Genomic DNA, 19,320 nt, shown 5'->3' with positions numbered 1-19,320 from the left:
GGATATCTTTCCCCAGCCGCTACCCCATGGGCAGGTTCTGCTTGTCCACCCATTCGGTGAGCAATTGGCGGATCGAATGGCCATTGGCCCCGACGCTGAGCGCCGCCGACACTGCCTCCTGGATCGGCTTCAATTCAAGGTTGAGGATCATTTCCTTGATCGGCCCGATCGAGGCCGGCCCCATGCTGAGCCGGGTCATGCCGATAGCCATCAGCGCCAGCGCTTCTATGGGCTTGCCGGCCAGTTCACCGCACATGGTCACCGGCTTGTTGTGACGCGCGGCAGCTTCGACCACGAGGCGTATGGCCCTGAGGCGCGGCAGCCCGATAGGGTCATAGGCCTTGGAGACACGCGGATTGGCGCGGTCAGCCGCTGTCAGGAACTGCACCAAATCGTTCGAACCAATGGAAACAAAATCGCTCTCGGGCATGATCTGGTCAAGCTCGAACAAGAGCGAAGGCACTTCCACCATCGCCCCGATCTCGACCTTTTCCGGTACCGGATGTCCTGCACGCCTCAGCCTTTCCATCTCCTTGGCGAGCACGAGCTTGGTCTGCCGGAACTCGAAGGTCTCGGTGACCATGGGCACCAGGATCTTGAGCGGCCGGCCCCCCGCCGCCAGCAGCAGCGCTCTGATCTGGGTACGCAATAGGCCCGGCCGATCCAGCCCCAGCCGGATCGAGCGATAGCCCATGGCCGGGTTCTCCTCGGCAGCCGAGCGCAGATAGGGCACCACCTTGTCGCCGCCAATGTCGAGCAGCCGGAACACCACCGGGCGGTCCCCGGCGATCTCCATGGCCTCGGCATAGAGGGCGACCTGCTCCTGCAATCGCGGCAGGCGGCTGGCGATCATGAACTGCAATTCAGTGCGGAACAGCCCCACCCCGACCGCACCCGTATCGTCGAGCATGGGCAGGTCCGCCACCAGCCCCGAATTGTGCAACAGCGTGATTGCAACGCCGTCCTTGGTGACGCTGGGTTTGTCCTTGAGCGCGGCATAATGCGCCCGGCGCCGGGCCGAGATGCGCACCTTGTCGATATAGATCTGCTCGATATCCGGGGTGGGTCGCAGATGCACCTGCCCCAGCGGCCCGTCGATAATGATGTCGTCGCCGCTCTCGCACATCGACACGATGGACTGAGCCTGCCCCACGGCCACCAGGCCCAGCGATCGGGCGACAATGGCTACATGGGCGGTGGCACCACCCTCTTCGAGCACCACGCCGCGCAGCTTCTTGCGGTCATATTCGAGCAGTTCCGCCGGCCCCATATTGCGGGCCACGAGAATCGCATTATCGGGAAGTTCCTTCCGGCCCAGTGCATGTCCGTCACCGGTCAGCACGCGCAGCAGCCGGTTGGCCAGATCGTCCAGATCATGCAGCCGATCGCGAATATAGGGGTCGGTCTGCCTGAGCATGCGGGCGCGGGTATCGTTCTGTACCCGCTCCACAGCCGCTTCGGCGGAAAGGCCGTTGTCAATCGCCTCGGTCAGCCGGTTCACCCAGCCCCGGTCATTGGCGAACATGCGATAGGTCTCGAGAATTTCGCGATGATCCGAGGTCGGCTGCATATCGCCATGGTCGAGCATGGCGTCGATGGAGACGCGCATTGAGGCCAGCGCCACCTCGAGCCGCTGCTTTTCCGCATCGGTGTCCTCGGCGATGAAATTGGTGACCACGACGCGCGGATCGTGGAGGACCACAGTCCCCAGCGCGACGCCATCGGTGAAACTGACACCATTGAACATACGGGGCCGCCTGAGATCGATATCCGACCCGGGCTTGATCAGATTGTCGAAATCGCTGGTAGCGATCATCTCGGCCAGGATTGTGGCCGTGGTCAGCATGGCCTCGGTTTCATCCTCGCCGTAATGGCGCCGGTCGGCATTCTGCACCACCAGCACGCCCAGCATCTGTCCGGCGCGCAGCACCGGCACGCCTAGAAAGGAATTATACTTGTCCTCGCCGGTTTCCGGGCGATAGGCAAAGGCCGGATGGCTTGGCGCATCGTCGAGGCTGAGCGGCTCGGCCTCGGCCGCGATCAAGCCCACCAGGCCCTCGCCCAGGCGAAGCGTCGTCAGGTGAACCGATTCGGCCTTGAGACCGCGGGTAGCGAACAGTTCCAGTGCGCCATCATCGCGCAGCACATAGAAGGAGCAGACATCGGCCCGCATGTTTTCGGCGATCAGGCCCACGATCTTGTCGAGACGGTCCTGCGACGCCAGAGGCTCCGCCATCGTCTCGCGCAATTGCCGCAGCAGCACCCTCGGGCCGCTTATGGTCGCCACCATCGCCTCTTCAAGGCAGCTCGCAAGGCCGCCTCCCTTCTTAAGGACGCGGCCCTTGTCCCCTCGACTGGGTCAGGCGTCCTGTCTGTCCAGACCGTAATAGGTGTGGAGCGCCCGAACCGCAAGCTCGGCATATTCTTCATCGATCAACACCGAGGTCTTGATTTCCGAAGTGGTGATCAGCTGGATGTTGATGCCCTTGTCGGCCAGGGCCTTGAACATCGAGGCGGCAACGCCGGCATGCGAGCGCATGCCCACGCCCACGACCGAGACTTTCGCCCCACCGCGCGAACCGGAAAGCCGCGCATATTCGAAGCGCCCGCCATTATCCTCGAGAGCCCTGGTGGCTTTTTCATACTCGCTGTCCGGCACCGTGAAGGTGATGTCGGTGGTGGCGCCATCATCGGCAATGTTCTGCACGATCATGTCGACGATGATGCCTTTGTCCGCCAGCGTACCAAAGATTGCGGCGGCCACGCCGGGGCTGTCCTTGACGTCGCGCAGGGTGATCTTGGCCTCGGCCTTGGCGAGCGTCACACCCGAAACGATCTGCTTTTCCATGATCTCATCCTCATCGCAAACGAGCGTGCCCGGAACACCAAGCGTACCATCGGGGGCGATCTGTGGCGCGTCCGGATCATCGAAACTGGAACGAACAGTCAGGCGCACCTTGTAGGCCATCGCCATTTCCACCGAGCGGATCATCAGCACCTTGGCGCCGAGCGAGGCCATTTCCAGCATTTCCTCGAAGGAAATCTTGGTCATGCGCTGCGCCTTGGGCACGATGCGCGGATCGGTGGTGTAGACGCCATCGACATCCGTATAGATGTCGCAGCGATCCGCGCCTACCGCCGCCGCAACCGCCACCGCCGAAGTGTCCGAACCACCCCGTCCCAGTGTCGTCACCCGGCCATGTGGCGAAATCCCCTGGAAGCCGGTGATCACCGGCACCCAGCCTTCCTTCATGCGCTTGTCCAGCTCGGTCGGCTCGATCTCGGTGATGCGCGCCGCGCCATGGGCGTCATCGGTATGGATCGGCACCTGCCAGCCGGCAAAGCTGCGCGCCTGGATACCCATTTCCGAAAGGACAATGGCCATCAGGCCCGCCGTCACCTGTTCGCCCGAGGCGACCACGGCGTCATATTCGCGCGCATCATGGAATTTGGAGGCTTCATTGACCCAGCCGACCAGCTCATTGGTCTTGCCGCTCATGGCCGAAACCACCACGGCCACCTCATTGCCGGCCTCGACCTCGCGCTTGACGTGGCGCGCCGCATTGCGGATGCGCTCGACATTGGCCACCGACGTGCCACCGAACTTGACGACGATACGGGCCACTCTGTTTCCCCGTTGACTCACCGAACCCGGCGGTACGCTTAGTGCTCGGCGGGGACATGCCACAAAGCCGGTGCGCAATCAATGGGTCTGCTCCCTCCGGTGCCCGATTCTGTCCTCCCTCATTCCGATATGATGGTCTGTATGCGTCGGCTGAGTTCCTCCATCTGGAACGGCTTGGTTATGACCTGCATCCCATGGCCCAGATGCCCATGATTGAGGACCGCATTTTCGGCATAGCCTGTAACAAAAAGCACCTTCAGTCCGGGCCGGATTTCCCGCGCAGCATCGGCCACTTGCCGTCCGTTCATGCCATTGGGAAGGCCAACATCGGTGATCAGGAGATCGATCCGCGCGTCGGATTGGATCACCGTCATGCCGGATGGTCCATCGCCGGCTTCAATGGCTGTATATCCCAGCTCCTCCAAAGCATCCACGACCAACATCCGCACCAGCGGCTCGTCATCGATAACCAGAACGGTTTCCCCGGCCATTGCTCTTTCTACGCTGGGCAATTCGGGCTCCTCAGCGATACTGTCATTCTCGCCAACATGGCGCGGAAGGTAGATGCAAACCATCGTGCCCTGATTGAGTTCGGAATAGATTTGCACGCCACCGCCGGACTGGCGTGCAAAACCGTAGATCATGGACAAGCCCAATCCGGTCCCCATGCCGATAGGCTTGGTGGTGAAAAAGGGATCAAAGGCTTTCTCGATGACATCCCGCGCCATGCCCGTGCCATTGTCGCTGACACACAGGGAAACATATTGCCCCGGCGGCAGGTCACGCATGCTCGCTGCCTTGTGGTCTAGCCAGCGATTGGCTGTCTCGATGGTGATGTTTCCACCATCGGGCATTGCGTCACGCGCGTTGATGCACAGGTTCAACAAGGCGTTTTCCAGCTGGTTCGGATCCACCAGGACACTCCACACGCCGCCCCCGGCAACGCTTTCCACCGCAATCGATGGGCCGACAGTCCGGCGGATCAGATCCTCCATCCCACCGATGAGCGCGCCGACATTGGTCGGCTTGGGATCCAGCGTTTGTCGGCGCGAAAATGCAAGGAGACGATGGGTCAATGCGGCCGCGCGCTTGGTCGCACCCTGCGCGCCGATGAGATACCGTTCGACATCGGCGATCCTGCCTTGAGCGATGCGGTTGCTCATCAATTCCAGGGAGCCGGAAATGCCTGCGAGCAAATTGTTGAAGTCATGGGCCAGCCCGCCGGTGAGTTGACCCACGGCTTCCATTTTCTGGCTTTGGCGCAAGGCTTCCTGAGCCCGGCCCAGTTCGGCTGCTGCTTCCTTCTCTGCGGTAACGTCGCGTCCGATTGCATAGGTTACCTCGCCGGTCGGCGCCGCGACCCAGGAGATCCAGCGAGTGGAACCGTCACGGTGACGGTAGCGATTTTCAATTTTGGGCCGCCCACCGCTCGCCGCCAGTTCGTAGGCGTCTACGGTCGAAGAATGGTCATCAGCCAGGACAAACTCGTTGACGTGGTGCCCTACCAATTCGTCTGGCGCATAGCCAAGCAGCGTCGTCCAGGCAGGATTGACGCGGCGAAAATAACCTTCGAAATCAATGACACACATCAGGTCTGGTGACGTCTCCCAGATCCGATCGCGCTCTGCTGTACGGGCCAATACCTCCGCCTCAAGGGTTTCGTTGAGGACCCGCAATCGCTCCTCGGCATTTCGCCGTGCCGAAATGTCGTTGAATAGGATGGCAACGCGATTGTTTTCTGCTTTGCCCAGAGGAAATGCATAGACGTCGAACCATCGCCCCAATGCCTCCGAGCCTTGCTCGAAGCGCTCCGCCTGGCCAGTTCGCGCGACCCGCCCATAAATCTCGTACCAATGCTCTTCAAGCAGCGGAGCCGCCTGGCGGAGCCACTGGCCAAAAATGGATTCGTGAAAACCAGTCTGGCGGTAGAACGCCGGATTGGCTTCCACCACCCGATAATCGACTTGTCCTTCCGGGCTGTGCAAGTCCACTTCCACCACGCAGAATCCGGACTCGATCGAGGTAAAGAGAGTGCGATACCGCTCTTCGCTTTCCTTCAGTGCTGCCTGGCTGCGGCGCTGCTCAGTCAGGTCCAGCATCGCCCCGATCATTCTGGTCGCCCGGCCTGTGGCGTCTCTGATCACGTGACCCCTGTCGAGCACCTCCGCATAGCTGCCATCGGCGCGCTGAAAGCGGTAGCTATCGGTCCAGCTTTCCGTGACGCCGTCAATCGCGGCATGGATGCTGTCGTCGACACGCTGGCGATCTTCAGGATGAATATGATCTATCCACCAATCGCCTGTCGGCTCGACGTCCTCGGGCTTGTGCCCGTAAGCAGACTCCAGTGCTTCGTTCCAGAGCACATCGTTCGTTGAAAACTGCCAGTCCCATATCGCATCATTGGTGGCCTTGATCGCCAGGCGATAGCGCTCAGCCGTTTCACGAGCGATCGCGTCGGTCCGTTTCTGCTCGGAAATGTCGCGAAAAAAGACGGCCAGTCCCTCATCGACAGGATAAGCCCGCGTTTCCAGCCAGGACTGGCGCCCGTCGGGCCAAGTGTGTTCATATTCGAGCGATACCGTCTCGCGCAGCTTCATGGCGCGCTGCAGATGCGCTCCCAGGTCTGTATCTTTGCTGCCCGTATAAATGTCCCAATAGCTCAGGCCATGCAGCTGAGCGCGGGACCGCGTGTCATACCAAAGCGCGGCGACATTGACGTCCAGAAGACGGAAATCGGTGTCCAGAAGCCAAAACCCTTCCGCCATGCCATCAAGCACACCCTTGGCACGGGCCTCGCTTTCACGAAGGCGCCTGTCGGCCAGGACCTGCCCGGTTATCTCGTTGCAGGGACAGAAAAAGCCAGCGACTTGTCCAGTTTCGTCACGGACCGGCGTGTAGGAAAAGCTGAAATGCGCCTCTTCCAGATAACCCTTGCGCATCATCAGCAGGGTGATGTCGTCCATATGAACTGGCTCACCCGCATAAGCCTTCTCCACGATGGGCACCAGATCCCCGCGAATTTCCTGCCAGACCTGCAGAAAACCCGTGCCGAGGGCCTGCGGATGCTTGTCCGCCAATATATTCGAATACGCGTCATTATAGAGGAGAGTTTGGTCCTTGCCCCAGGCGATGAACATCGCCTGGTTTGAAGACAGCATCACCCCTACGAGGGTGGATAGTGCTACTGGCCAATCTCTCGGGTCGCCTAAAGCGGTCCCAGACCAATCATGTGTCCTGATGCGTTGCCCCATTTCTCCGCCCCCAGCGAGAAAAAGGGAATGAATTGCCACATCTTTAGCGTCCAATGCGAAGTCCTTAGCCCCGGATATCAATTGCCATCGAACCTGGCGAACAGGACCCCACGGCAGAACGATCCCGGTCAAACCAGGCACCGTCTCATCTTCGCTAAATGGCTCACTTACCTGCGAAGTTCCAGGCAGGACTGCCAAAAGGTGTCTCCGTGCTCTCTTTTTTGTGACACCTGGCTATCAGCGAGTGGTTACATTCTCGCGTCCGATCGTCTGTCTTTGTCTTGCCCCAGAGCGTTACCCGGTTCATATCTCGCCAGATGGAGCCGCCCATGAACAGCACGACCACCACAGTCAATGACGCCGAAATTGCCAAGTTCACCGCCATGGCCGAGCAATGGTGGGACCCCAAGGGCAAGTTCAGGCCGCTGCACAAGTTCAACCCGGTGCGCCTCTCCTATATCCGCGAGCATCTGGTCCGCCATTTCAACCGCGACGCCACTTCCATCCGGCCCTTCGAAGGCTTGCGCATTCTCGATGTCGGATGCGGCGGCGGGCTGCTCTGCGAGCCGCTGACCCGGCTTGGGGCGAGCGTGACCGGCATTGACGCAGCCGAGCGCAATATCGCCATTGCCAGGATCCATGCCGAGCAATCCGGCATCGCCGTGGACTATCGCGCCACCACCAGCGAGGCCCTGGTTGCGGCCGGGGAAACTTATGACGTCGTGCTCAACATGGAAGTGGTGGAACATGTCGATAATGTGCCGCTCTACATGAAGAGCTGCGCCGACCTGGTTGGTCCCGGCGGGCTGATGTTCACCGCCACGCTCAATCGAACCGCCCGGTCCTGGGCACTGGCCATTGTGGGCGCCGAATATGTACTGCGCTGGCTGCCGCGCGGCACCCATGACTGGAAGAAATTTTTGACCCCCGAGGAGATCAGCGCCCAACTGCGCCGCAACGGTCTCCGCGTCATCGACCAGACCGGAGTGAGCTTCAACCCGCTGGCCGATGACTGGCGCAAGTCCACCGACATGGGCGTCAATTACATGGTGCTGGCCGAACGACCCGCCGCCTGATGTAACTTGATGCGAAAGACCGGCTGCCCTGGGGAAGACAGCCGGCCCGCTCTACGGCCTGATCGGAGGCAGGATCAGAACACGTAGACCATCAGCGTCGACCCCTGCCGGTGAACGCCAAGCACATGGCCTGGCCGGTACTGGGTGCGGCTGAGGGCAGCGTTGATCAGGGGGTCCTGCGCCACGGCGCCGAGCAGCCGGTGATAGTCACCATTGCCCTGGAGCCAATTGGCCATCTGCCGCCGCAGATCGGCACAGACCCTGATAGGAATGAGCTGAATGCCAGTGGCGCGGTTCCAGCCGCGGACGGTACTCTTGTTGAACAGGGCCAGAAGCTGGTTAGAACTCTGACCAGCGCAGACCGCGGTGATGGCCGAGCTTGAGCTGGAGCCGCCATTCGAGAAGATCGAAACCTGGCCGTTGCCACCATTGGAGCCATTGGACCCGTTAGAGCCATCGGAGCCGTTTCCACCGCCGCCATTACCATTCCCGCCATTGCCGCCATTCCCGCCATTGCCCCCGTTCCCGCCATTCCCGCCATTCGGCAGATCGAGGGTGAGATCGATGAGATTGGGCCCGCCGACATTCACATTGGCGCCGACATCGCCCAGGTCCACATCGACATCCACGATGCCCTGCGGGCCGAGCGCCTGAGCCCCGATCACCGGATCATTGGCCCCGACATTGGCGGTCACCACGCCGTCGCTGCCACCGAGGCCGACATTGAGCAGGCCCGAAGTGCCGGCATTGGCCGATTCGACGGTCACCAGGGCGCCGCTATTACCGTCGCCAATGACGCCGAGCACGCTGGAGCCGTCCGAACCGCTCAGCGCGCCACCGAGGAGGCCGCCATCATCCGAGCCGCCGCCTAGGACCCCGCCGAGCAATCCATTGGCCGAGGCCAGTGCCGGCATCAACACGACCGACACCATGACGGCCGCAATCATACGCTTGTACAACATGATCATCTCCTAAAAAGGCGATGGCGTGTGCCACCGTTATTGGGATGATCAGGCGAACGACCGGCGCCGAAATCCGGCCTTCTACCTATTCGGCACCGGCTAAGCGCAAGGGTGGTAAACCCATGTGGTTAAACGCAGTTTCGGGTGTTGAAAATCCACGTTTTTCTTCCGGTAACCATATAAATCGAGCCTGTTCCAGTGAGCTCCTATTACGCCTTGAGCAGGTCTTCCTTGCAAACCGAAAGCACCAGTTGGTCGCTTTCGACGCGGTCGATATGCTCGGGGAAAATATAGCGATCCGCCGCAAATAGGCCATCGGCGTCGAGACGCACGAAGCCTTCGCGTAAGGCCTTTTCCTGCATTTCTTGCGGCAATTCCTCTTCCCCGCTGAACACATCGGCGAGCAACGCTGCAAAATTGTTCCGCTCCGTTTCGAGCGCGGGGCTGACTCCGGCGGCGTCGATGTCGGAATTGCCGGGCGCCTTGTCGGTCACGCGGAACGTCTCGACGGTGCCGATATCGTGCATGGCGCTGTCGAGTACCTTCATGCCTTCATGAACACTATTGGGAATGGCGTGCATGTCTTTCTCCTTTTGTTGTGGAGGCAAAACGCCTCGCAGCCGGGCCCGTTCCCACGCGCTCCCGCAATCGCGGGGGCTGGAAGTGCTCGCAGAAAACGTGATCGCGCCAGCGTGAACCAAAACCCATGGCAAACCATTTTCTCTCTGAGATAGCATGAGAAATTGCCGATGATTCCCCTCCCCCGCGCGCTTGCCTGCATGGGTGCAGTATGGCTCTGCGTTGCCGTGCCCGCGCTCGCCCAATCCCCCGAAATATCGCAATCCCGGTCCGGCCAGAACGTCTTCCTCTTTGGTGGGCCGATGACGAGCGGGTATTTCAGCGACGCTATTCAGCCCTGGGCGTGGCAGCTGGAATCCAATGCCTTTGTCGGCGTCGGCTATCAGCGCTTCTTTTATGAATATGAGAGCTTCCAGCTTGGCCTCGAAGCCGGGCTGGGCGTACGCATTGGCTCCCCCGTTTCCGGCGAGGCCTGGGCGGGCGTAGTCGGGCGGCTGACCGAATTCGAATTTGGCCCCATCAACATCACCCCATCGGTGACCGGAGGCATCTCGGTGGTGACCGACACCATCGGCGTCGAAACCACCCGCGCTGCCGCATCCGGGCAGAGCGCCACGCTGCTTTACTATCTGGCCCCCGAAATCGCCGTGTCGCATGACGAACATCCCGAATGGGAGGCCTTCGGCCGCATCCAGCATCGCTCCGGCGGTTTTGGCACGATCGCCCATATCGACGGCTCCAACGCCTTGACCATAGGCCTGCGCTACAAGTTCTGAGGCGCGCCCTTGATATCGAAAAACACGGTCCGTCCTCTGACCCGATCCAAGGACGAGTAGTGGCGCACGCGTAAACCGGTGCTTCTCGAAAATGGCCCTCGGATCGAGCCCGAGGGCAGCACGCTGGGTCAGCCGGAAGCGCCATCCTGCCGTTGCAGCCAGTCGAGAATGACCTTTGTAGTTTCCTCCGGCTTTTCTTCCTGGATCCAATGGCCGCAATCGAGGCTGGCCACGTCCACATTGGGCACGAAATCGGCCAGATTTTCAGATTTCGGGATAACATCCCGCTCGCCATAGATCATGAGCGTGGGTTGATGGATGATTGGGTCCACCTCCCCCAGCAGATGCCAGTTGCGATCGAGGTTTCGGTACCAGTTAATGCCGCCTGTGAACCCGGATGTCTCGAAGGCCGAGACATAGACGGCCAGGTCGCTATCGATCATCACCGGCTCACCGAGTGGCGTTTCCGCTCTGGCGAGGTTGATCATGGTCGTGCCCGGCTCGGGCGGCAGGACCGGCACGTTCTTCCGGTAGAGGTTGCGAAGAAACCGGAATGTATTCTCGTCGAGGACCGCGTCCGCCACGCCTGGCTGCCGGTTGAAGTGAACGAAGTAATAGTCACTGCCCAGGATCAGCTCCAGGAATTCGATCCACGGCATTTCCCCGCGCTCCTGATAGGGCAGGCTCAGATTGATCACCTTGTTGACCCGGTTCGGATGCAGCAGGGTCAACCCCCAGACGACCGCCGCACCCCAATCATGGCCGACAAAGGTCGCATCCTGGTATCCGTAGTGATCCAGAAGGGCGACGAGATCGCCCGCAAGATGCTCGATGTCATAGTCCGTCACCTCGTCCGGACAGGACGAGTTGCCATAGCCGCGCTGGTTCGGGACGATGACATGGTAGCCAGCTGCAACAAGGGCGGGCATTTGATGTCGCCAGGAATAGGCATGCTCGGGCCAGCCGTGACAGAGCACTATTGGTTTTCCCTTGTTTTCGCGACCTGCCTCGAAGACTTCGAGTTCCACACCATTAACCGCGATAAGGGTGGGCTTGGGAAAGTCGGTTCTGTTGAGCATTGATCATTCGCCTTGCTGACATGTACTGGCGCTGCCTAGAGACAAAAGGTGCCAAACTTTGACACCATTAATCGGCAGGGTTGCCCAATGAATGCTCGCCTCCGACAAGACGCCATCGTGCGCAGCCTTCGACGCAACGGCACTTCGACAATCGCTGATCTGGCCGAGGGGGTCGGCGCGTCGAGGCGCACCGTGTTGCGGGACATCAGCGCGCTGCGCGATGCGGGTTTTGTCATCCATTCCGAACCCGGCCGTGGGGGTGGCCTGCAACTGGACCCACAATCGGTCCAGACCACCACACGCCTCTCGGTGGTCGAAATATTTGCGCTTCTCATCAGCGTGGCATCCATGCGGGCTGCCGGAAACCTGCCCTTCTCGGCGCTCGCGGATGCCGGGCTTTCCAAAATCGAGAAAGCCTTGCCATCGGACAAATTGCGCGACCTGCGCCGGTTTCTCGATTGCCTGTTCGTCGGGCAATTGTCGTCGCAGGTGGACATCTCGGACCTCGGTGAGATGGACGCCGGGCTGCTCCCCGCCTTCGAGACAGCTTTTCTTCAAAAGCGGTGCCTGCGATTCCGCTACCACGACGCGAAAGGAGCGGTGACCAGCCGGCATGTCGAGCCGCAAGCCATGCTGATCCTGCCGCCGCTCTGGTATCTGGTGGCCTGGGACCCATCGCGCGAAGGCTTCCGCCATTTTCGCATGGACCGGATCAGCACGCCGGAAATCGGTGAGAACACATCTTTTCAGCGACGGCACGTGCCGTTCGAGGATCATGTCCGCCCCATTCGTGATCTGTCCCGCTGACCTAAGAAAAACTGGAACCTGATACGGCGAGGCCTAACCTCGTCCACAGCCTCTTGACGCGCAGCACCTTGAGTTCAAGACCGCGTATGAGGACCGGTGGATTGGACGGGGGTGGCACAGATGAACTGCCCTCAACCGCTTCTGGCGTCCTCCCTTCATAAAGCACTTTCGATACACCGCCTCCGGTGAACTCCCTCAAACCATTCCAGTACCGTACGGTACGGTACGGAAAATTCTTGCCGCCGTTCGGGAATGGGTTTATTGAAGGGCAACACAAATTCCGGCCCCACCGGCATTAGACCGAGGAAATCAGCCATGCCCGTCTACCGTTCCCGCACCACCACCCATGGCCGCAACATGGCCGGCGCGCGTGGCCTCTGGCGCGCCACCGGCATGAAGGACGGCGATTTCGGCAAGCCCATCATCGCGGTGGTGAACTCGTTCACCCAGTTCGTGCCTGGACACGTGCATTTGAAGGATCTCGGCCAGTTGGTCGCCCGCGAGATCGAAGCGGCCGGCGGCGTCGCCAAGGAATTCAATACCATCGCGGTCGATGATGGCATCGCCATGGGCCATGACGGCATGCTCTATTCCCTGCCCAGCCGCGACATAATCGCGGACTCGGTGGAATATATGGTCAATGCGCATTGCGCCGACGCCATGGTCTGCATTTCCAATTGCGACAAGATCACCCCCGGCATGCTGAACGCCGCCATGCGGCTCAATATTCCGGTGGTCTTCGTCTCGGGCGGCCCGATGGAAGCGGGTAAGGCCATGCTCAAGGGCAAGCTCCAGGCGCTCGACCTGGTCGATGCCATGGTGATGGCCGCCGACGATCATTACACCGACGAGGAAGTGCAGGCCGTCGAGGAAGCCGCCTGCCCCACCTGCGGCTCCTGCTCGGGCATGTTCACCGCCAATTCCATGAACTGCCTGACCGAGGCGCTGGGTCTTTCCTTGCCCGGCAATGGCTCGACCCTGGCCACCCATTCGGACCGCAAGCGCCTGTTCCAGGAAGCCGGGCACCTGATCGTTGATCTGGCGCGCCGCTATTATGAACAGGAGGACGAAACCATCCTGCCGCGCAATATCGCCACCAAGGCGGCCTTCGAAAACGCCATGTCGCTCGACATCGCCATGGGCGGTTCGACCAACACAGTGCTGCACATCCTGGCGGCGGCCCATGAGGGCGGCATCGACTTCACCATGGACGATATCGACCGGCTGAGCCGCCGCGTCCCGGTGCTGTCCAAGGTCGCCCCGGCCAAGGCGGACGTGCATATGGAAGACGTGCACCGCGCCGGTGGCATCATGGCCATTCTGGGCCAGCTCGACCGCGCCAACCTGATCAACCGCTCCGAGCCCACCATCCATGCCGCCACCATGGGCGACGCGCTCGACAAATGGGACATCTCCCGCACCAATTCGGAAAGCGTCCGCCAGTTCTTCATGGCCGCGCCCGGTGGCGTGCGCACCACCCAGGCCTTTTCGCAGTCCAACCGCTGGGCCGACCTTGACCTCGACCGCCAGAACGGCGTCATCCGCTCGGCCGAAACCCCCTTCTCAAAGGATGGGGGCCTGGCCGTTCTCAAGGGCAATATCGCGCTCGATGGCTGCATCGTTAAGACGGCGGGCGTCGACGAGTCCATCCTCAAGTTCACTGGCCCGGCCCGCGTCTTCGAGAGCCAGGACATGACGGTCAAGGCGATCCTCTCGAACGAGATCAAGGAAGGCGATGTCATCGTCATCCGCTATGAGGGTCCGCGCGGCGGTCCCGGCATGCAGGAAATGCTCTATCCCACGAGCTATCTGAAATCCAAGGGACTCGGAAAGGCTTGCGCGCTGCTGACGGACGGTCGCTTTTCGGGCGGCACCTCGGGCCTCTCCATCGGCCATGCCTCGCCCGAAGCGGCCGAAGGCGGCGCCATCGGCCTCGTGCGCGAAGGCGATATCATCGAGATCGACATCCCCAACCGCACCGTCAACGTGCTGGTCTCCGATGCCGAACTGGCCACGCGTCGCACCGAGCAGGATGCCAGGGGCTGGAAGCCCGTCGAACCGCGCAAGCGCAAGATCACCACCGCGCTCCGGGCTTATGCCTCGCTGGTCACCTCCGCCTCGACCGGCGCCGTGCGCGATGTGAGCAAGCTCAGCGACTAAGGCTTGCGACAATCGCGTGACAATTCTCTGGCCCGGTGTTAACACCCGGCCCAGCCACTCGGCGGTCTGCCAAGACTGTCGAACTGGTCAGGTCCGATAGCGGGGATTCCACCCTCCCTATCGGACCGACCCGAACCCCCAAATTGTCAGCTAATGCCCAGTTCCGCCCGGAGCTTCCTGGTCAGCCCCTTGGCGATCAGGGCGTGAGATCGGCCGGCATAAGCGAGAAGATCGGCCTCGCTGAGCTCCGAACCCTCTGTCACGCTCACCCATTGCCGTTTGGCGAAATAGGCGGCCTGCTCGACCCCATCGAGCGCTGTCAGGATGTCGAAACTCTCTTCGCCGCACTTGAAGACGAGCTGGTGCGGCGCCTTGTCAGAGAGCAGGCAAAACAACTTGCCGCCGACCTTGGCGATATGGGCATCCCACTGGTCGACAAAGGTGACGCCCGGCAGCGCGCCGAGGCTCCGGTCAAAACTGCCCTTATCATAAAGGCTCAATTGTCCTCACCCACGTCGGGCAGGGGCAGAAATTCGACGCCATCCTCGATCAGACCGACGACCTCGTCATGCGTCGCCTCGCCATAGATGCCTCGGGCCTCGGCCTCCTCGAAATGAATCTTGCGAGCCTCCTCGGCAAACCGGGGCCCGACATGTTCGGCTTCCCTCATCACCTTCTGGCGATATTGACGCAGCATGGCGCGGATATGCGCGGCATCCGGATGGGCGGCGCTGAGCGGAACACGCTGGGAAGCGGCGCGGGCCACATTGGGGGCCATCGGCGCTTTTTCGACGTGAATGTCGCCACACTGGGCGCAATGCACAATGCCGCGCGCCTGCTGCTCGTCATAGGCAGCGGCGCTCTTAAACCAGGCCTCGTAACGATGCCCCTGCGAACATTGGAGTGAATACTGGATCAATGGTCTTGTCGCTTGTTGGTGGGCTATGGCGCGTGTTCGGCACCATATAGGCGCTTGGCTCAGCTGTGCAAACCCGGCGGGGCGAAGTCGCGCGCATTGAGAAGGGCGGGCACCCGACCCCGCGCGTCGGTGACTGCCTCCGGGTCGATCTCTGTCACCAGCACGCCGGGCCGGTCATGGTCGAGCTCCGCAATCACCTTGCCCCATGGGTCCACGATCAGCGAATGGCCATAGGTGGCGCGGCCGTTAGGGTGCTGCCCGCCCTGCGCGGCGGCGATGACATAGGAGCCCGTCTCGATGGCCCTTGCCCGCAAGAGCACATGCCAATGCGCCTGCCCCGTGGGTACGGTGAAGGCCGCCGGCACCGCCATCAGCGTCGCGCGAGCATTGGCGAGCGCATTGTAGAGGCGCGGAAAGCGCATGTCGTAGCAGATGGAAAAGCCGAGCATGAACTCATCCACCGCCGCCGTCACCGCCCGCTCGCCGCCGCGATAGGTGGCGCTTTCGCGATAAGCGTTGAGCCCGGCAATATCGGCGTCGAAGAGGTGGATCTTGTCATAGGTCGCGATCTGCGCCCCATCCGGTCCGAACAGCACCGAGCGATTGGCAAAGCGCCCGTCCTCGAGGGGGATGGGGAGTGAGCCAACCTGCACGAACATGTCATGCTGGCGGGCAAGTTCGCCCACTTTCGCCAGTTGCGGATGGCCCTCGAACGGCGCGGCCACCGATTTGAGCTGGTCGCGGTTTTCCGGGAAGATCAGCGTTACTTCCGGGGTGAGCGCATAGCGCGCGCCCTGCGCCGCAGCCTCGGCCAGCAGCGGCGCGAGCGCGGTCAGGTTGGCCTCCGGATCGAGGCCGGAACACATCTGGATGGCGGCGATTTTCATAAGATTTATTGCGCCAGCAAGGGGTCCAGCCCGCCACGCCGATCAAGTGCGGCCATGTCGTCATAGCCGCCCACATGGGTGTCGCCGACAAAGATCTGCGGCACAGTGCGGCGGCCATGGGCACGCTGCATCATGTTTTGACGCAGATCGGGATCGAGCACGGTGATCTCGGTATAGTCCACGCCCTTTTCGCGCAGCAGCGACTTGGCCGCGTGGCAATAGGGGCAGGTTGGGGTAGTATAGATTTCGACCTTGGGCATGGCTGTCGGGCTCTCGGAAATCAGGGTGTTGACCCCTTATATGGGTGAATCCTGGCCAATGACAACGCGGGCAAAGGTCAGAACGTTCACTGCCTCGATACCGGCGCGCCTGAGCACCCGCGTCACCGCCTTGACCGTGGCGCCTGTGGTATAGACGTCATCGACCAGCACCACTGACCGCCCCCTGAGCCGCTCGAGCACCAGGGGATGCACCTCGAACGCGCCCTGCACATTGCGCAGCCGCCCATCGCCCGAAAGGCCGACCTGCTGCCGCGTCTTCCGGTGCCGTCGCACCAGATGCGCATCGACATCGAGCCCGGTCAGTCTGCCCAGTTCACGCGCCAGCAGCATGGATTGATTATAGCGCCGGAACCGCAACCGGCTCGCATGGAGCGGCACCGGCACGATCAACGGTCCGCTCTCCCAGAACTCCCGTCCTGCCGCCGCCATCAGCCGGGCACAGAAATGCGCCAGCTCCGGTCGGTCACCATATTTGAGCCGGGAAACCAGCGTGCCGGCCACCGCGCCATAGGCCCACGGCGGCGCGGGCGCGAGCAAAGGGCGGCGGATCGGCCAGCGCCTCGGCCGAACGCATGTCCGGCCCCATATCTGTTTCGAATGGAATGCCCAGCACCGGACAGAGCGGCGCGCTGATCTGCCTTAAGTCGCCAAAGCAATCGGGGCATAGCCCATCGTGACCCACCAGCGGCGCATTGCAGGCCGGACAGCCCGGCGGGTAGAGCTCGTCGAGCATGACCCGGCCAAGCCCGGCCAATCGCCGCCCGAGCTGCGCCATGAGGCCGATCTCTTTGACTTCCCCTGAACCCGTCTCCATAAGGGCCATATTGCTCCTGATCCCTGCCGCGCGAAAGCCCCGGCCCCGGCGAAGGCCCTATCGATGAACAATCCTCCCCCCCTGTTCGATCCCCGACAGCTCGCCCGCAATCTGGCGCGTCGCAAAAGCCTCGACAATTTCGTGCGCGGCCTCGTGCTGGAGGATCTGGCCGACCGGCTCAGCACCTATAGGCGCGATTTTCCCCGCGCCGTACTGATCGGCCCCGATGCCCAATCCCTGCCCGAAACGCTCGCCACCGCCAATGGCCCGGTTCGGGTTCACCGTGTCGAGGCCTTTTCCGGCGCGGAGTTTCCGGACCTGCCTGAGGGAGAGCATAACCTCATTGTTTCACTCCTGCATCTGCAAGTGATCAATGACGTGCCAGGCCATCTGGCGCGCCTGCGCCGGGTGCTCAAACCCGATGGACTGCTGCTGGCGGCGTTCATCGGCGGCGAAAGCCTGACCGAACTGCGCGAGGCCTTCCTCGCCGCGGACCTCGCCGTCTCCGGCGGCGCTTCCGCCCGTGTGTCGCCCATGGCGCAGGTGCGTGATGCCGGGGGCCTGCTGCAACGCGCCGGATTTGCGCTCCCCGTGGCCGATGTGGAAACCCACCGCGTGCGCTATGCCAATCCCTTTGCGCTGATGGCTGAATTGAAGGCGCTGGGCGCCGCCAATCCCCTCTCCGACCGGCCCCGCCGCTTTGCCACCCGCACCCTGCTGGCCGCCGCCGCAGAGGCCTATGCCCAGCGCGATGCCGACCCCGATGGACGGGTGCGCGCCACGCTGGAAATCATCTGGCTGGCCGGGTGGGTGCCGCATGAAAGCCAGCAAAAGCCATTGCGACCCGGCAGCGCAACGGTCAGCATGAAGGACATGCTGGGCCAATCTGGTGGGGACACGCCGTGACCCTCAGGGTCTGGGGTCGGACAACCTCGTCCAATGTGCAAGCGCTGATGTGGTGCATTGGCGAACTGGGCCTCGATTTTCAACGCCACGATATTGGTCAGCGTTTCGGCGGCAATGACACGCCGGAATTCCTGGCCATGAACCCCAATGGCACCGTGCCGGTGCTGTGCGACGGCGATGGACCTGCCCTGTGGGAGACCGGAGCGATCCTGCGCTATCTCGCCGCCCGCTACGGCACCGACAGCTTCTGGCCCGTCGATCCGCTGACAAGGGCCGGGGTCGACAAATGGGCCGAATGGGCCAAGATCAATGTCGCCATGGCGTTCACAGCGCCGATCTTCTGGCGCGTGGTGCGTACCGCTCCATCACAGCAGGATCCGGTTGCGATTGCCCATGCTCTGGCAGGGTTCGAGCGCGTTCTGTCCATTGCCGAAGCGCAATTGGCGGCCAATGACTTCCTCGCTGGCGACAATTTTACCCTGGCCGATATCCAGTTCGGCCACGTGCTCTATCGCTATTTCGACATTGCCATCGCCAGGCCGCACTGGCCGCATATCCAGCTCTATTATGCGGGCCTCACGCAGCGGCCGGCCTTTGCCGCCCATGTCATGGTCTCCTACGACGATCTACGCGTGAGGGATTGAACATGCTGGAACACCTGGCAGGTCAGATAATCATCCTCTCCGGGCATCCCGGCTCGGGTAAGACCACGCTGGCCGAAACCCTGGCGCATTTGCCTGGGACGCCCAAAGTGCATCTGCATTCCGACGATTTCTGGGGCTATATCAAGACCGGTAAGATCGACCCCTGGCTGCCGCAGTCGCACACGCAGAACACCATGGTCATGCAGATCGCCGCGGGCGTGGCCGGTGCCTATGCAATCCATGGTTATGTCGTGCTTCTCGACGGCGTCATCCGCCCATGGGCCCTGTCCGCATTTACCGCGCTCGAGCTGCCGCTGCACTATATTGTGCTACGCACTTCGCAGGAGGAAGCCGTCGCCCGTTGCGCAGAGCGGGGCGGCGACAGCCTCACCGACCCGGTCGTGGTGGCGAGCCTTCATGCCGAATTTGCCGAACTTGGTGATCATGAGGAATTTGCGCTACCTGTGGGTGAACTGGACCGCGCCACGGCTATGGAAACCCTCGTCGCGGCTCTGGACAGCGGGCGTCATCGCCTGCTTTCACTGCGCGTCTGA

At 61.8% G+C, this 19,320-nt stretch carries 19 protein-coding genes; 7 read left to right on the top strand and 12 right to left on the bottom strand.

Translation table 11 applies throughout. The annotated features are described in order from the left end of the window. Nucleotides 1–19: 19 nt before the first annotated feature. The 3 genes from ptsP to ACXYMS_RS18095 all read right to left on the bottom strand — a co-directional run bounded on the left by ptsP (nt 20) and on the right by ACXYMS_RS18095 (nt 6,876). Complete coding sequence (gene ptsP / locus ACXYMS_RS18105) at nt 20–2,290, bottom strand: phosphoenolpyruvate--protein phosphotransferase (RefSeq protein ID WP_458908248.1); 2,271 nt, start codon at nt 2,288–2,290, stop codon at nt 20–22. Between the two features lie 69 nt (nt 2,291–2,359). Next, a complete protein-coding gene (locus ACXYMS_RS18100) occupies nt 2,360–3,625 on the bottom strand; it encodes an aspartate kinase (protein WP_458908247.1) in 1,266 nt (421 codons plus the stop codon). 119 nt (nt 3,626–3,744) lie between these two features. Then, nucleotides 3,745–6,876 (bottom strand): PAS domain S-box protein, encoded by a 3,132-nt coding sequence (locus ACXYMS_RS18095; RefSeq protein ID WP_458908261.1) that lies wholly within the window; start codon nt 6,874–6,876, stop codon nt 3,745–3,747. A gap of 329 nt (nt 6,877–7,205) precedes the next feature. Here ACXYMS_RS18095 and ubiG point away from each other — a divergent pair, with 329 nt between their 5' ends. Continuing rightward, a complete protein-coding gene (gene ubiG / locus ACXYMS_RS18090) occupies nt 7,206–7,952 on the top strand; it encodes a bifunctional 2-polyprenyl-6-hydroxyphenol methylase/3-demethylubiquinol 3-O-methyltransferase UbiG (RefSeq protein WP_458908246.1) in 747 nt (248 codons plus the stop codon). Between the two features lie 74 nt (nt 7,953–8,026). Here ubiG and ACXYMS_RS18085 read toward each other — a convergent pair whose 3' ends face one another. Both ACXYMS_RS18085 and ACXYMS_RS18080 read right to left on the bottom strand, forming a co-directional pair. Next, entirely contained in the window at nt 8,027–8,914 is an 888-nt protein-coding gene (locus ACXYMS_RS18085; RefSeq protein ID WP_458908245.1) for a hypothetical protein, read from the bottom strand. A 209-nt stretch (nt 8,915–9,123) separates the two neighbouring features. Continuing rightward, nucleotides 9,124–9,495: a hypothetical protein gene (locus ACXYMS_RS18080; protein WP_458908244.1), complete on the bottom strand. Its 372-nt coding sequence runs from the start codon at nt 9,493–9,495 to the stop codon at nt 9,124–9,126. 168 nt (nt 9,496–9,663) lie between these two features. Here ACXYMS_RS18080 and ACXYMS_RS18075 point away from each other — a divergent pair, with 168 nt between their 5' ends. Continuing rightward, complete coding sequence (locus ACXYMS_RS18075; RefSeq protein ID WP_458908243.1) at nt 9,664–10,269, top strand: hypothetical protein; 606 nt, start codon at nt 9,664–9,666, stop codon at nt 10,267–10,269. A gap of 128 nt (nt 10,270–10,397) precedes the next feature. Here ACXYMS_RS18075 and ACXYMS_RS18070 read toward each other — a convergent pair whose 3' ends face one another. Further along, nucleotides 10,398–11,348, bottom strand: a complete 951-nt coding sequence (locus ACXYMS_RS18070) for an alpha/beta fold hydrolase (RefSeq protein WP_458908241.1) — start codon at nt 11,346–11,348, stop codon at nt 10,398–10,400. An 87-nt stretch (nt 11,349–11,435) separates the two neighbouring features. On the opposite strand from ACXYMS_RS18070, the gene ACXYMS_RS18065 reads away from it, so the two are divergent. Both ACXYMS_RS18065 and ilvD read left to right on the top strand, forming a co-directional pair. After that, the gene (locus tag ACXYMS_RS18065; RefSeq protein WP_458908240.1) at nt 11,436–12,155 is read left to right on the top strand and encodes a helix-turn-helix transcriptional regulator; all 720 of its coding nucleotides are present in this window, start codon (nt 11,436–11,438) and stop codon (nt 12,153–12,155) included. A gap of 315 nt (nt 12,156–12,470) precedes the next feature. Continuing rightward, the gene (gene ilvD / locus ACXYMS_RS18060; protein ID WP_458908239.1) at nt 12,471–14,315 is read left to right on the top strand and encodes a dihydroxy-acid dehydratase; all 1,845 of its coding nucleotides are present in this window, start codon (nt 12,471–12,473) and stop codon (nt 14,313–14,315) included. A 146-nt stretch (nt 14,316–14,461) separates the two neighbouring features. Here ilvD and ACXYMS_RS18055 read toward each other — a convergent pair whose 3' ends face one another. From ACXYMS_RS18055 to ACXYMS_RS18030, 6 genes are read right to left on the bottom strand one after another with little or no spacing between them, the layout of a single operon-like run. Further along, on the bottom strand, nt 14,462–14,815 hold the full coding sequence (locus ACXYMS_RS18055; RefSeq protein ID WP_458908238.1) for an MmcQ/YjbR family DNA-binding protein: 354 nt from the start codon (nt 14,813–14,815) through the stop codon (nt 14,462–14,464). Continuing rightward, a complete protein-coding gene (locus tag ACXYMS_RS18050; RefSeq protein ID WP_458908237.1) occupies nt 14,812–15,234 on the bottom strand; it encodes a DUF1178 family protein in 423 nt (140 codons plus the stop codon). The genes ACXYMS_RS18055 and ACXYMS_RS18050 overlap by 4 nt, the downstream gene beginning before the upstream one ends. A 59-nt stretch (nt 15,235–15,293) precedes the next feature. Then, complete coding sequence (locus ACXYMS_RS18045) at nt 15,294–16,121, bottom strand: carbon-nitrogen hydrolase family protein (RefSeq protein ID WP_458908236.1); 828 nt, start codon at nt 16,119–16,121, stop codon at nt 15,294–15,296. A gap of 5 nt (nt 16,122–16,126) precedes the next feature. After that, nucleotides 16,127–16,381: a glutaredoxin 3 gene (gene grxC / locus ACXYMS_RS18040; protein ID WP_458908235.1), complete on the bottom strand. Its 255-nt coding sequence runs from the start codon at nt 16,379–16,381 to the stop codon at nt 16,127–16,129. 36 nt (nt 16,382–16,417) lie between these two features. Beyond that, nucleotides 16,418–16,903: a ComF family protein gene (locus ACXYMS_RS18035; RefSeq protein WP_458908234.1), complete on the bottom strand. Its 486-nt coding sequence runs from the start codon at nt 16,901–16,903 to the stop codon at nt 16,418–16,420. Beyond that, a complete protein-coding gene (locus ACXYMS_RS18030; protein ID WP_458908233.1) occupies nt 16,866–17,225 on the bottom strand; it encodes a double zinc ribbon domain-containing protein in 360 nt (119 codons plus the stop codon). Before ACXYMS_RS18030 ends, ACXYMS_RS18035 begins: the two co-directional genes overlap by 38 nt. Nucleotides 17,226–17,279: 54 nt before the next feature. Here ACXYMS_RS18030 and ACXYMS_RS18025 point away from each other — a divergent pair, with 54 nt between their 5' ends. Genes ACXYMS_RS18025 through ACXYMS_RS18015 form a run of 3 tightly spaced genes read left to right on the top strand, consistent with a single transcriptional unit; the run spans nt 17,280 to nt 19,320 of the window. Next, nucleotides 17,280–18,122 carry a methyltransferase domain-containing protein gene (locus tag ACXYMS_RS18025; protein WP_458908232.1) on the top strand — a complete coding sequence of 281 codons (843 nt, stop codon included), beginning with the start codon at nt 17,280–17,282 and terminating at the stop codon, nt 18,120–18,122. After that, the gene (locus tag ACXYMS_RS18020; RefSeq protein WP_458908231.1) at nt 18,119–18,766 is read left to right on the top strand and encodes a glutathione S-transferase family protein; all 648 of its coding nucleotides are present in this window, start codon (nt 18,119–18,121) and stop codon (nt 18,764–18,766) included. The genes ACXYMS_RS18025 and ACXYMS_RS18020 overlap by 4 nt, the downstream gene beginning before the upstream one ends. Before the next feature lie 2 nt (nt 18,767–18,768). Further along, nucleotides 18,769–19,320, top strand: coding sequence for an AAA family ATPase (locus ACXYMS_RS18015; RefSeq protein ID WP_458908230.1), 552 nt, complete (start codon nt 18,769–18,771; stop codon nt 19,318–19,320).

Source organism: Devosia sp. CAU 1758, from assembly GCF_054482695.1.
The sequence above is the reverse complement of the archived record's forward strand: the minus strand, read 5'-3'. Positions and strand labels throughout refer to the sequence as shown.

Coding starts and splice junctions, on each gene's coding strand:
- ptsP (WP_458908248.1), bottom strand. CDS start 2,290: ATGGTGGCGACCATAAGCGGCCCGAGGGTGCTGCTGCGGCAATTGCGC.
- ACXYMS_RS18095 (WP_458908261.1), bottom strand. CDS start 6,876: ATGGGGCAACGCATCAGGACACATGATTGGTCTGGGACCGCTTTAGGC.
- ubiG (WP_458908246.1), top strand. CDS start 7,206: ATGAACAGCACGACCACCACAGTCAATGACGCCGAAATTGCCAAGTTC.
- ACXYMS_RS18085 (WP_458908245.1), bottom strand. CDS start 8,914: ATGTTGTACAAGCGTATGATTGCGGCCGTCATGGTGTCGGTCGTGTTG.
- ACXYMS_RS18080 (WP_458908244.1), bottom strand. CDS start 9,495: ATGCACGCCATTCCCAATAGTGTTCATGAAGGCATGAAGGTACTCGAC.
- ACXYMS_RS18075 (WP_458908243.1), top strand. CDS start 9,664: ATGATTCCCCTCCCCCGCGCGCTTGCCTGCATGGGTGCAGTATGGCTC.
- ACXYMS_RS18070 (WP_458908241.1), bottom strand. CDS start 11,348: ATGCTCAACAGAACCGACTTTCCCAAGCCCACCCTTATCGCGGTTAAT.
- ACXYMS_RS18065 (WP_458908240.1), top strand. CDS start 11,436: ATGAATGCTCGCCTCCGACAAGACGCCATCGTGCGCAGCCTTCGACGC.
- ilvD (WP_458908239.1), top strand. CDS start 12,471: ATGCCCGTCTACCGTTCCCGCACCACCACCCATGGCCGCAACATGGCC.
- ACXYMS_RS18045 (WP_458908236.1), bottom strand. CDS start 16,121: ATGAAAATCGCCGCCATCCAGATGTGTTCCGGCCTCGATCCGGAGGCC.
- grxC (WP_458908235.1), bottom strand. CDS start 16,381: ATGCCCAAGGTCGAAATCTATACTACCCCAACCTGCCCCTATTGCCAC.
- ACXYMS_RS18030 (WP_458908233.1), bottom strand. CDS start 17,225: ATGGCCCTTATGGAGACGGGTTCAGGGGAAGTCAAAGAGATCGGCCTC.
- ACXYMS_RS18025 (WP_458908232.1), top strand. CDS start 17,280: ATGAACAATCCTCCCCCCCTGTTCGATCCCCGACAGCTCGCCCGCAAT.
- ACXYMS_RS18015 (WP_458908230.1), top strand. CDS start 18,769: ATGCTGGAACACCTGGCAGGTCAGATAATCATCCTCTCCGGGCATCCC.